General features: G+C 64.1%; 7 protein-coding genes. 4 read left to right on the top strand and 3 right to left on the bottom strand.

Annotated elements, in window-relative coordinates; all coding sequences use genetic code 11:
* Positions 1-3 precede the first annotated feature (3 nt).
* The 3 genes from ML540_RS08210 to ML540_RS08220 all read right to left on the bottom strand — a co-directional run bounded on the left by ML540_RS08210 (position 4) and on the right by ML540_RS08220 (position 6,300).
* Positions 4-2,283: a cellulose biosynthesis cyclic di-GMP-binding regulatory protein BcsB gene (locus ML540_RS08210; RefSeq protein WP_243359929.1), complete on the bottom strand. Its 2,280-nt coding sequence runs from the start codon at positions 2,281-2,283 to the stop codon at positions 4-6.
* On the bottom strand, positions 2,280-4,553 hold the full coding sequence (locus ML540_RS08215; protein WP_243359930.1) for a glycosyltransferase family 2 protein: 2,274 nt from the start codon (positions 4,551-4,553) through the stop codon (positions 2,280-2,282). The genes ML540_RS08210 and ML540_RS08215 overlap by 4 nt, the downstream gene beginning before the upstream one ends.
* 226 nt (positions 4,554-4,779) lie before the next feature.
* Positions 4,780-6,300 carry a PAS domain S-box protein gene (locus tag ML540_RS08220; protein ID WP_243359931.1) on the bottom strand — a complete coding sequence of 507 codons (1,521 nt, stop codon included), beginning with the start codon at positions 6,298-6,300 and terminating at the stop codon, positions 4,780-4,782.
* A gap of 493 nt (positions 6,301-6,793) precedes the next feature.
* On the opposite strand from ML540_RS08220, the gene aprB reads away from it, so the two are divergent.
* From aprB to ML540_RS08240, 4 genes are all read left to right on the top strand, one after another.
* Positions 6,794-7,288 (top strand): adenylyl-sulfate reductase subunit beta, encoded by a 495-nt coding sequence (aprB, locus tag ML540_RS08225; protein ID WP_243359932.1) that lies wholly within the window; start codon positions 6,794-6,796, stop codon positions 7,286-7,288.
* Positions 7,289-7,330: 42 nt separating this feature from the next.
* Positions 7,331-9,328 carry an adenylyl-sulfate reductase subunit alpha gene (gene aprA, locus ML540_RS08230; RefSeq protein WP_243359933.1) on the top strand — a complete coding sequence of 666 codons (1,998 nt, stop codon included), beginning with the start codon at positions 7,331-7,333 and terminating at the stop codon, positions 9,326-9,328.
* Between the two features lie 159 nt (positions 9,329-9,487).
* Positions 9,488-10,735 (top strand): CoB--CoM heterodisulfide reductase iron-sulfur subunit A family protein, encoded by a 1,248-nt coding sequence (locus tag ML540_RS08235; protein ID WP_243359934.1) that lies wholly within the window; start codon positions 9,488-9,490, stop codon positions 10,733-10,735.
* A 6-nt stretch (positions 10,736-10,741) separates the two neighbouring features.
* Positions 10,742-13,033 carry a hydrogenase iron-sulfur subunit gene (locus ML540_RS08240; RefSeq protein ID WP_243359935.1) on the top strand — a complete coding sequence of 764 codons (2,292 nt, stop codon included), beginning with the start codon at positions 10,742-10,744 and terminating at the stop codon, positions 13,031-13,033.
* Positions 13,034-13,043 lie beyond the last annotated feature (10 nt).

Raw genomic sequence — 13,043 nt, forward strand, 5'->3', positions numbered from 1 at the left:
GGCCTACTGTCTCTTGGCCCGGACAACCTTGAGCATGCGCCAGGCGGCCCAGGCGAACACCAGCAGGAGGACCATGACCACGGACAGCGACGTCCAGGGGTAGGTGTTCACCAGGATGGTCAGCTTGGGTACGGCGCCGATCTTGCCCATGTAGTACTTCTCGCCGACTTCCAGGGACGCGGCCTTGGGCCTCGCGGAGTCCAGGTCCACCACGGCCACATCCCCGGCGATCATGGAGCGCACGGCCGGTTCCCAGAGGCGGGCGGCCAGCCGGTCCACATCCTTGGCGGTGGCGGCGGTGAACAGGGTGACGGTATCGGCCGCCGTGGCCGGTGCCTTGAACTGGGTCACGAAGCCTTTGCCGGGCGAGAGCGCGGCTCCGGAGCGCACGTCGGCCCATATGTACTGGGTCACGTCCGAGCTTTTGCGACCGCGCTCCCAGAGGAAGGGCAGGAACTTGGACCACAGCGGGGCCTTGTGGGCCGCGGCTTCTTCGTCCTGGGCCTTGGGCCTTTGCATCTGGGGGTAGGGGCGTTTGCCCTGGGGCAGGAGCGAGAAGGGCGCGGCCGAGACCAGCTCCTTGGGCAGGGAGTCCACGCCACCCACGGCGATGACGTTGCCGGACGCGGCGGGGCCGAAGCTGACATCGAGCTTGAGCGGCGGCAGCCCGGTGCGCTGGGCTGCCTGGGCGGCCAGGTTCACGGCGGCGTTGACTGTCTCCTGCTCCTTGTCGCCCAGGAGAAGGGTTGCGCCGCGCATGTCGGGCCACTGGGCGTAGGGGAACACGTCCTGGTAGAAGAGGGTCAGGTCGGGGAGCTTCACCCACAGGGGGATGTCCGGGAAGGTGAGGGTGGAGTCGTCATAGAGGGTCATGGCCAGGTTGTCGGACTGATAGGACTCGCAAAGTCTGGTCTTGAGGGGGTTGAGCACCGGGGTGAGGGTGATGGTGTTGGTGCCCTTCTTCATGGCGTACAGGGGCAGGTTGATGCGGTAGTCCAGGAAGGTGCCGCCCTTGACGTCCTCGAAGTGCACGCCGCCAACGAAGACGCCGTTGATGTACACCATGAGCACGGAGTCCTCGCGCATGCCCGGCGCGTAGGCCACGTGCAGCGACAGGGTGACGTAGCTGTTGGGGTTCAGGTCCAGGCCCGAGGGGAAGGTGTAGGAGAGGTCGATGGGCTGACCTCGAACGGTCTTGGTGAAGTAGCCCATGGAGCGCAGGGTGTATTCCTTGTCGCGGCTGATGTTTTTGGCCGCTTCGAGCATTTCGGGCTCGGGGTCGGTCACTTGCGACAGGTCGGCTTCGGGGGCGTCCGGGAAGGGGAAGGAGAGATAGCTGAAGGCCCTCACCGCCTTCTCCACACCCTCGGGCGAGCCGGAGAGCACCACCACGGCCGTCTGGGGATCGGGACCGGACGGACCCGCTCCCGGCAGCAGGGCCATGGTGGATTCGCCGATCTTCGGGGCACGCGAGCCCAGAAGGCGTTGGGCGAAGGCGGCGTCCCCGATGACGATGTTGTCGCGCCCTAGCTTGAGCTCGTTGGAAACGGTGGTCCTGGCGGCCTGGTAGTCCATGCGCAAGGCCACGCCCGAGGCGGCCATGGCGGCAAGTTTCACCGACTTTTCGGAAAATTCCGGCAGAACGATGTTCACGTCCGATCCCAGGAAGGCGCGCGAGTCGAACAGGAAGTCCGAGACGGCCGAAAGGCGGGCGGGCACGGGCTTCATGGCGTAGGTGATCTCAACCGTGGCCGTCTCCAGCTCCAGGTTGGTCCACAGGGACTGGTGCTGGGGGGATTCGCAGTACTCTTCGGTATAGCTCTGCGCCACGCGGAAGACGCACTCGTTGTAGCCGGGAGCGAGCAGGTTCCCCGGGATGGGTATCTCCACCTTGCCCTTTGGCGATTCAGGACGCAGCTCGATCTGTCCCAGGACGCGCCCCCCCACCAGGAAGCTCAGGCGCGAGAGCCTGGCGACGAGCGAGGAGGAGTTGACGTAGCCGAAACTGATGGACGCGCTCTTCACGTCCCAGCGCTCGGGAACGGGAAGGCTGAAGGAGAATGCGGCCGAGGTTCCGCGCAGGGTGTGGTTCTTGGCCGGGGTCAGGCTCGAGAGGAGCATCTTGACCGTGTAGGTGCCGTCCGGATTGCGCTGGGGCTTGAGCAGCTGGTTCGCCGCCTCGGCCGGATCGGGTGATTGCCCGGCGGCCTTCCCCTGCGGAGCAGCCTGGGCCGTGCCGGTTGCCATAAGGATTGCCAGGACGAGAAGCGCTGCGCGGATCATCGGAATCTCCTTGAAGGTACGGGCCTGGACGCTCGGAAGAGTCGCACGGCGAGGTCGACCGCCATGCGCTTCATCACCGACCAGATGCCCTGGACGTTCTGCACGGTGCCGGAAAGGCTCTTGGAAATAAGGTAGTAGAAGCCGGTCAGAAGGCCGATGCGCTTGTTGTAGATGCTGCGGGCGAAGTGCTCGAACCGGGCGGAGTCGCCGTGCACGAAGCCCACCACGTCGGCCATGGCCTTGTCGTCGGGGATGATGAACTGGGTGCCGATGTAGTGCATGTTCCCATGGGGGAAGACGCGTTCCACGCGCAGGCGGAAGGTGTAGGCGTTGCCGTAGGAGTCCGTGGCCCGGGCGGTGATCTTCTCCCCGGGCTTGTAGGGCGCTGGCGAGGGGACGAGCATGCCCATGCCCAGCAGCGACAGGTCGAAGAGCGCCGTGGGCTGCCATTCGGCCGAGTCGGGCTCGCCCAGCATGATCAGCCCCTTGGCCTTGAAGCGGTGGAAGCGCCTGATCTGGCGTTTTTCCCAGACCACGCCCAGACAGAGCATGAGCATCATCAGGTTGAAGGTGTTCCAGGTCCCGGTGACGATGATGGCGTCTCGTTCCATGGGGTAGGCCGTCCAGCGGTAGACGCCGAAAAAAAACGAGAACAGGCAGATCAACAGCATGAAGTAGAACGGCGCGGACAGGTGGCTCAAGAAGTCGCGCTCCAGGGCCACTCCCTTGGGGGTGACCTTGAAGCTGGGTTTTCTGGGGTTCGCGACCACGGCGAAGATGGCCGGGAGGAGGTAGAAACTCTGTATGGTCTCGAAGAGTTCCGAGAAGAACGGATGGCGCACCTGTCCGAAGAGGTTGTTGGAGATGATGTAGCTGGCCAGCAGGTGGGGCATGGCGTAGGCCAATATCTGGCTCCAGGACGCGTTGTAGAGGCGGATGCCCATGCACAGGTAAAGGAACGGGGAGATGAAGAAGAAGAACCGGGCTATCCCGAAAAACCAGAAGAAGCAGGAGTTGAAGTAGCAGAGCTTTTGCTTTAGGGCGAGTCCCTTCTGCAGAAGCGGGTTCTTGAGCAAAAATATCTGGGTCATGCCCTGGGCCCAGCGGGAGCGCTGCAGGATGAAGTCGGCGAAGGTCTCGGGCGAAAGGCCGGAGATCATGGGCTTGTTGAGGTAGACGGAGTTGTAGCCCTTGGCGTGCAGGCCGAGCGCGGTCTCGGCGTCCTCGGTGATGGTCTCGCCCTCGATGCCGCCCTGGGCCTCCAGGATTTCGCGGCGCAGCACGGCGGCGGAGCCGCAGAAGAACGAGGAGTTCCAGAAGTCCAGGCCCAACTGCACGGCGCCGTAGAACATTTCGTTCTCACCGGGGGAGTCCTGGGTGGTCTGGAGGTTCTTCTCGATGGGCGTTGGGTTCAGGAAATAGTGCGGGGTCTGCACCAGGAAGAGCTTGGGGTCCTTGATGAAGAAGCCCACGGTGTTTTTCAGGATGTCCCGGGTGGGGACATGGTCGCAGTCCAAGATGAGGATCAGCTCGCCAGTGGTCGCAAGCGCCCCGTCACGGCCGGGCCGGGCGTGGCCGTCCTCGTCCGTCTCGACCTGGTCGAAGGAGCGGCCCATGATGGCGGAGTTTATGTTTCCGGCCTTGGCCTTCTGGTTGTAGTTGCGGGTCAGATAACCGATGCCCAGGTCCTGGCACATCTGCTTGATGCGCAGCGAGCGGTCGCGCGCCTCCCAGGCTTTTTCCGGATCGGGGTTGTTCTGCTTGGCCAGGGTGCCGCCGTCGTCCAGGATGTAGACGCGCAGTTTTTCCTTGGGATAGTCCAGCAGCGCGCAGGCCGAAGCCGTGAGGAACACCACGTCGTCGGGCTCGTTGTAGGTGGGGATGAAGATGTCCACCGTGGGCCAGAGGGAGGAGTCCTTGGGCAGCGGGGCTGGGTCGCGCTTGATCCGCCAGACGTTGACGAACATCCCCAGGAAATGGATCGTGACGCCGTACATCTCCGAGAGATAGAGCAGCATCATGAAGATGAAATCCACGGGGCCGGTGAAGAACACCGTCTCGGTGGTGCGAAAGATAACGTAACGCAATGAGATGAACGCGCCCAAGGCCATGAAGAAGACCCGGAAGACGATTCCCCGGCGGGGTTCCATGAGGCTCAGTCCGTACAGCAGCACCGTCAGCAGCCAGCCCAGCCCCTTCTGGTGCTCCAGGGTGAGGTGCAGCCCCGCTGCGACAACGGCCAGCCCCCCTGCCAGCGCGAGGGCGGTCAAGACAGCGCGGCCTGCCTGCGCTGGCGGTGAAGACGGGGCGTCGGGCATTGGAAGTACAACCTTGCGCGTAAACGGATTGCGATGCTGCGCGCTACAGTCGCACAAGCCGCATACAAAGTGAAGCGGCGGAGTATTACAAGCGGGTAACGTGCAGATTCAATTCGAAGAAGGGCGCGCGCCAATGCGGTTGCGGCGCGTTGCGTGTTTTCGGCAAGGCGGGAAACCGTCAGGCCGGACTGGAGGAGCCTTCCGCCGCCGCTGTCTGCCCGAGGGGCAGGGCGATGGTGAAGGTGCTGCCCACGCCCGGTTCGCTCTCGACGTTGACCGCGCCTCCATGGAGTTCCACAACACGCTTGACGATGGTCAGGCCCAGTCCCGTGCCTGGGGCCGCGCGGGTGCTGGAGCTGTCGCCCTGGTGGAAGGCGTCGAAGATGCGCCCGACGTTTTCGTCCGGGATGCCCGGCCCCGTGTCGCTCACCTGGAACAGGACCTTGGCCCCGGTGCTCTCCACGGAGAGGGTGATGGTTCCCGAGGCGGTGAACTTGACCGCGTTCTCCACCAGGTTGACCAGGGCCTGCTTGAGCCGCAGGGGGTCGGCCATGACCTCCACGGGCTCGAATCGGCAGACCACCTCGAGCCCCTTGTGCGCGGCCATGATCTCGGCGGCCTGGGCCACCTCCAGCATGAGTTCCTCAGCCTGCACCGGAGTCAGGCGCAGCCGGGCCTGTCCGGCTTCCATGTCCGAGATGTCCAGGAGGTCGTTGATGAGCGCCAGCAGTTGGTTGGCGCTGTCCTCGATGTCCTGGGCGATCTCTGCGGCCTCGGAGGGGGCGGGCATGTTCTGGTGGTCGGTCAAAAGGGAGATGTTGCCCAGGATGATGGTGAGCGGCGTGCGCAGTTCGTGGGAGACGATGCTCAGAAAGTCGGATTTGACCCGGTTGGACTCCTCGGCGGCGCGGCGGGCCTCGGCCTGGGCCTTCTCGGCCTGGCGGCGGGACGTGATGTCGCGGGCGATGACCGAAGCCCCCGTCACTTTGGCCCCGGCATCCAGGATGGGGGAGACGGTCAGGGAGACGACGAGGCGCTTGCCGGACTTGTCCCGGCGCACGGTTTCCACCCGGACCACCCCTTCGCCGCCGCCGATGCGGGCGTTGATCTCGCGGAACTCGTCCAGCTTTTCCTCGGGCACGGTCAGCTCGGCGATGTCGCGGCCGATGGTCTCGCCGGCGGAGTAGCCGTAGAGCTCCTGCGCGCCCTTGTTCCAATAGGTGACGATCCCGTCCAAGGTCTGGCCGATCACGGCGTCGCCGGTGGAATCCACGATGGCGGCCAGTTCGCGCACTCGCCGGAAGGTGTCCTTCTCACGGGAGAGGTCGTGCAGGATGCCCACGAAAAAGGTCTCGCCCTCGGAGGAGCCTTCGCCCACCGAGAGGTAGGCCGGGAAGGTGCTCCCGTCCTTGCGCTGAGCCAGGATTTCACGTCCCTGGCCGATGATGCGCTTCTCGCCGGTATGAAGGTAGCGGACCACGTAGCCGTCGTGGGCCGACCGGAAGGGCTCGGGCATGAGGATGGTGACGTTTGCGCCCAGCACCTCGCCCTGGGAGTAGCCGAAAAGTTTTTCGGCAGCCTTGGAGAAAGCCTGGATGCGCTGGTCCTGGCCCATGATGACGATGGCGTCCACCGCGGCCTTGAGGAGCGCCTCGACGTGCGCTTCGCTGTGGGGGCCGGGTGTGTCTGGAACGTTCACAAGGCTCCTTATGGCTTCAAAGCCCCGGGAAGGCAAGGAGGAATGACCTTGTTCCAAGGAACCACTTGCCACCGATGGGGCAGGGTGGTAAGAGGTTGGGGCGCTTTCTCCAGCCGAATCCGTGGCGAACTGCGGCCGCGATTTTCATAATTATTTCATTAGTTTTGGCATATTGTAACAAATTTCACTTTCAGCTTGACGATGACCGGTGGTCTCGTTACATTCCTCACAAGCCGCTGGACCGGCGGTTTGCCAACAGGAGGTTTACGGTGGGGCGGAAAAGTTGCGTATGGGGTTGTAGAAGCCTTCGCTTGCGCGCCTTTTCAGCGTTCGCCGTGTCCGCGCCTGATCCGGTATGACTTGACGCCCGGCCATCGACGTATTTCCGTCTGGCCGGGCGTCTTTTTTCCCTTCGGGGCCGGGTGGCGTTTATCGTTTTGTGGTGTGGGAAATTTAAGCATTTCAACATTCAAACCAGCGTGGAGGACGTGGTATGCCTACCTTTGTCGATCCCAGCAAATGTGACGGGTGCAAGGGCGGCGAGAAGACCGCCTGCATGTACATTTGCCCCAACGACCTGATGATCCTCGATCCGGCCGAAATGCGGGCCTACAACCAGGAGCCCGAGGCTTGCTGGGAGTGCTACTCCTGCGTGAAGATCTGCCCGCAGGGCGCCATCGAGGCGCGGCCCTACGCCGACTTCGCTCCCATGGGCGGCGTCTGCATCCCCATGCGTTCGGCCGACTCCATCATGTGGACCGTCAAGTTCCGCAACGGCAACACCAAGCGCTTCAAGTTCCCCATCCGGACCACCCCCGAAGGCTCGATCAAGCCCTATGACGGCAAGCCCGAGCCCGGTAGCCTGGACGACGAGAAGCTGTTCACCGAGACTTGGGATCTTGCCAAGCCCCAGGTGGCCCTTTGCGAGAAGGCGGCTATCTCCGACGCCGACTCCGCTCAGTGCTGGCTGGACGGCTTCTGCAAGTAAGCGGAACTGACGCGCAACCACCAGAATATAAGGAGCACATCAATGCCCCGTATTCCCATGAAAGAGGACGCGAAAGGCGTCGCTCTGGCCGAACCGGAAATCATTGAAAAGTACGTCGACCTGCTGCTGGTCGGCGGCGGCATGGGCACCTGCGGCACCGCTTACGAGGCTTGCCGTTGGATGGACAAGGTTGGCGGCAACCTGTCCCTGATGCTGCTGGACAAGGCCTCCCTCGAGCGCTCCGGCGCCGTGGCCCAGGGCCTCTCCGCCATCAACACCTACCTGGGCAAGAACAACGCCGACGACTACGTCCGCATGGTCCGCACCGACCTGATGGGCATCGTCCGCGAAGACCTGATCTTCGACCTGGGCCGCCACGTTGACGACTCCGTCCACCTGTTCGAAGAGTGGGGCCTGCCCTGCTGGACCAAGGACGAACACGGCCACAACCTTGACGGCGCCCAGTCCAAGGCCGCCGGCAAGTCCCTGCGCTCCGGCGCCGAGCCCGTCCGCTCCGGCCGCTGGCAGATCATGATCAACGGTGAGTCCTACAAGTGCATCGTGGCCGAAGCGGCCAAGAACGCCCTGGGCCAGGACCGTTACATGGAGCGCGTGTTCATCGTGAAGCTCCTGAACGACGCCAAAGAGCCCAACCGTATCGCCGGCGCCGTGGGCTTCTCCACCCGCGAAAACAAGGTGTATGTGTTCACCTGCAACGCCATGGTCGTGGCCTGCGGCGGCGCGGTGAACGTGTACAAGCCCCGCTCCACTGGTGAGGGCATGGGCCGCGCCTGGTACCCCGTGTGGAACGCCGGTTCCACCTACACCATGTGCGCTCAGGCCGGTGCTGAGATGACCATGATGGAAAACCGCTTCGTGCCCGCCCGCTTCAAGGACGGTTACGGACCGGTCGGCGCCTGGTTCCTGCTCTTCAAGGCCAAGGCGACCAACTCCAAGGGTGAAGACTACTGCGCCACCAACCGCGCCATGCTGAAGCCCTACGAGGATCGCGGCTACGCCAAGGGTCACGTCATCCCGACCTGCCTGCGTAACCACATGATGCTCGCCGAAATGCGCGCCGGCCGCGGCCCCATCTACATGGACACCGCTGGCGCCCTGCAGGCCACCTTCGCCAACCTGAACGCCGAGCAGCAGAAGCACCTGGAGTCCGAGGCTTGGGAAGACTTCCTCGACATGTGCGTCGGCCAGGCCAACCTGTGGGCGGCCATGAACATCGAGCCCGAGAAGTCCGGCTCCGAGATCATGCCCACCGAGCCTTACCTGCTCGGCTCCCACTCCGGCTGCTGCGGCATCTGGGCCTCCGGTCCGGACGAAGAGTGGGTCCCCGAGGAGTACAAGGTCCGTGCCGACAACGGCAAGGTCTACAACCGCATGACCACCGTCAACGGCCTCTGGACCTGCGCTGACGGCGTCGGCGCCTCCGGCCACAAGTTCTCCTCCGGCTCCCACGCTGAAGGCCGCATCGTCGGCAAGCAGATGGTGCGCTGGTGCATCGATCACAAGGACTTCAAGCCCACCCTGGCTGAGAAGGCCGCTGATCTGAAGAAGGAAATCTACCAGCCCTGGTATACCTTCGAAGAGAACAAGGGCATCTCCACCGACCCCATCGTCAACCCGAAGTTCATCTCCCCGAAGAACTTCATGATGCGTCTGGTGAAGTGCACCGACGAGTACGGCGGCGGCTGCGGCACCCTGTACACCACCTCGAAGTCCCTGCTGGACACCGGCTTCAAGCTGCTGGCCATGCTGGAAGAGGACTCCAAGAAGCTGGCCGCTCGCGACCTGCACGAACTGATGCGCTGCTGGGAGCAGTTCCACCGCCTGTGGACCGTTCGCATGCACATGCAGCACATCGCCTTCCGTGAAGAGTCCCGTTACCCCGGCTTCTACTACCGCGGTGACTTCCCGGGCCTGGACGACTCCAAGTGGAAGTGCTTCGTCAACTCGAAGTACGATCCCACCACCAAGGAGACCAAGGTCTTCAAGCGTCCCTACATCAAGATCATCCCCGACGCGTAAGTCGGGCCAAACAGCGGCCGCGGGCATATGCCCGCGGCCGTTTTCAAGCCGGAAACCGGCCGTTTGTCCCAAACGGTCTGATCCGGGGCGCGCCGGGGCGAGGCGTCCCGGATCAGGCCGTTTGACCGTGAAAGGTCAAATCCGAGCAGGGAGGTGTCAATGTCTGGCAACGCGATACTGGTGGTCGGCGGGGGATTCAGCGGTATCACCGCTGCCCTGGAGGCCGCCGAATTGGGCTACGAGGTCATCCTCGTGGAGAAAAATCCCTATCTTGGGGGGCGGGTAGCACAGCTCAACCAATATTTCCCCAAGCTTTGCCCCCCTTCGTGCGGGCTGGAAATCCAGTTTCAGCGCATCCGCAACAATCCCAACGTGAAGGTGCTCACCATGGCCACCGTCACCAAGGTCTCGGGCAAGCCCGGCGACTTTGACGTGACCGTCTCCCTGAAGCCCCGCCACGTCAACGAGAAGTGCACGGCATGCAACGCCTGCACCGAAGCCGCCGAGACCATGGTCCCGTGCGAGTTCGATCTCGGCATGGGCATGCGCAAGGTGGCCTTCAGGCCCAACCTGTTCGCCTTCCCCATGCGCTACGTCTTCGAGAAGGACCGTTGCTCCGAGGCCGAGGCCAAGAAGATCGAGGCGTCCTGCAAGTACGGCGCTATCGACTTGGCCGACCAGGAGCGCACCCAGACCTTCAAGGTCGGCGCCATCGTGGAGGCCACCGGCTGGAAGCCCTACGACATGTCCAAGCTCACGAACCTGGGCGCGGGCAAGCTGCAAAACGTCATCTCCAACATGCAGATGGAGCGCCTGTGCGCCCCCAACGGCCCCACCGGGGGCCTGTTGCTGCGCCCCTCGGACAAGGCCGCGCCCAAGCGCATCGCCTTCGTCCAGTGCGCTGGTTCGCGTGACGAGAACCACCTGAACTACTGCTCCTACATCTGCTGCATGGCCAGCCTCAAGCAGGCCACCTACATCCGGGAGCGGGTGCCCGAGGCGCTGGTCACTATCTACTACATCGACCTGCGCACCCCCGGCCGCTACCAGAAGTTCCTGGAGAAGGTCTCCGCCGACGACAAGCTCTCGCTGGTCAAGGGCAAGGTCGCCGAGCTGACCGAATCCCCCTCCGGCAAGGTGCTCGCCACCGTGGAGAACGTGGATACCGGCATCAAGAACGTCGAGGAGTTCGACCTGGTGGTCCTGGCCACCGGCATGCAGCCCTCCTGCGCCGGCGAGGCCGTCGCGGTGAACGCTCCCCGCGACGAGGAAGGCTTCTACATCGGCTCGGAGGGCTCCGGCATCTTCGCCGCCGGCTGCTCCAAGCTGCCCTTGGACGTCATGCGCTCGGCCCAGTCGGCCACCGGCACGGCGCTCAAGGCCATACAAACGGTTGCGGGGAGGTAAGGATTCATGGCCGAGAAAATAGGCGTGTACGTCTGCGGCGGCTGCGGCTTGGCCGATGCCGTCGACCTGGACGCAGTGTGCACCGCGGTGAAGAACAAGTACCAGCCGCAGTGCCCGGTCATCAAAACCCACCCCGTGCTCTGCTCGCCCGAAGGCAAGGCGGCCATCGAGGCCGACATCGCCGAGGCCGGGCTTGACGGTGTGTGCCTGTGCGCCTGCTCGCCCCGCTCCAAGTGGGACGTGTTCGCCTTCGGCGGCGTCCAGGTGGAACGGGTCAACCTGCGCGAACAGGCCGTCTGGTCCTTCGACAAGGTCTCCGGCGCGCTGGAAAAAGCCAAGGGCATCGATGACCTGCAGATCATCTGCAACGAATACTCCCTCATGGGCGTGGTGAAGCTCACCAAGTCCAACGTGCCCAACCCCGAGGCCCAGGACACCTTCAAGACCATCATGGTCCTGGGCGGTGGCTGGACCGGCTTGAGCGCCGCCAACGCGGCCGCCTCCCTGGGCTACGACGTGGTCTTGGTGGAGAAGGCCGACGCCCTGGGCGGCAAGGTGCTGAACTTCCACAAGAGCTTCCCCCTGAGCTACCCCTACACCGAGGCCCAAGACCCCGGCCTGGACAAGCTCATTTCCCAGGTGAACGCCTCCAAGAAGGTCACGGTCCTGACCTCCACCTCCCTGGAGAAGCTCTCCGGCGCGCCCGGCCAATACAAGGCCCTGCTCTCCAACGGGCAGACCCTGGACATCGGCGCCATGGTCCTGGCTACCGGCTGGGACGCGGGCGACACCAAATACCTGGCTCCCCTGGGCTATGGCACGTTGAAAAACGTGATCACCACCGCCGAGCTGGAGAAGATGGCCAAGACCGGCTGCATCGCCCGGCCCTCCGACGGCAAGGCCCCGCGCAGCGTGGCCTTCCTGCTGGACACCGCCCTGTGCTCCATCGACTCCTGCCCCTCGGACGTTACGCTGGAGTGCGACAAGGAGGCCGAGGCCCCGGTGAATCCGCCCGCCGAAGGCGAAGAGGCTCCGGCCGAGGCGCCCTTCTGTGATCTCGAGTCCCAGCGGCACCTGGCCCTGTCCTCCGAGCTGTCCACCTTGGTGGCGCTCAAGCAGGCCAACTACGTGGTGGAGAAGAACCCCGAGGCCGCGGCCTACATCTTCTACAGCCACATGATGGTGCCCGGCATCAACGAGCGCTACTACAAGGCCGCCCAGGACAACCCGGGCATCATGCTCTCCCGGGCGCAGATCCAGAGCGTCAAGGCCGGCTCCGGCGACACCGTCGTCATCGGCATGGCCAACACGCTGCTGGGCGAATCCGTGGAGATCGAGGCCGACCTGGTGGTGCTGCCTACCTCCATGGTGCCCACCACGGCGCACAGCCCGGTGATCAACCTGGAATACCGCCAGGGCCTGGCCTTCCCGGACCTGGGCCTTTTCGAAGGGTACGCGGACTCCAACTACATCTGCTTCCCCTACGAAACCCGCCGCACCGGCATCTACGCCGCCGGCGGCGTGCGCCAGCCCATGGGCCTGGCGCTGGCCAGCGACGACGCCATGGGCGCGGCCCTCAAGGCCATCCAGTGCGTGTCCAGCGCCAACAAGGGCGTCGCGGTGCACCCGCGCTCCGGCGACCGCAGCTTCCCGGTGTTCAACTTCGTGCGCTGCACCCAGTGCAAGCGCTGCACCGAGGAATGCCCGTTCGGCGCGCTCGATGACGATCCCAAGGGCACCCCGATGCCCAACCCGTCCCGCTGCCGCCGCTGCGGCACCTGCATGGGCGCCTGTCCTGAACGCGTCATCAGCTTCGACAACTACAACATCGACATGATCGGCAGCATGATCCGCGAGATGCAGGTGCCCCCCAAGATGGACGTGGGCGGCCCCCGCGTGCTCATCCTGGCCTGCGAGAACGACGCCTACCCGGCCCTGGACATGGCCGCCCTGCGCAGCAAGTCCTGGAGCTCCTACGTGCGCGTCATCCCGGTGCGCTGCCTGGGTTCGGTCAACGCCATCTGGGTGGCCGACGCCATGTCCAAGGGCATCGACGGCGTGATGCTCTTGGGCTGCAAGTTCGGCGACGACTACCAGTGCCACTTCGTCAAGGGTTCCGAGCTGTGCAACCGCCGCAAGGAGAACATCTCCGAGTCGCTCAAGCGCCTGGGCGTCGAGCCCGAACGCGTCGACCAGCTGCAGGTGGCCATCGACGAATACGACCGCGTGCCCGCCATGATCGACGAGTTCATGGACATGATCGTGAAAATGGGTCCCAACCCGTTCAAAGGATACTAGGAGGCCCTGC

Source organism: Fundidesulfovibrio terrae (assembly GCF_022808915.1).
Lineage (GTDB): Bacteria > Desulfobacterota > Desulfovibrionia > Desulfovibrionales > Desulfovibrionaceae > Fundidesulfovibrio > Fundidesulfovibrio terrae.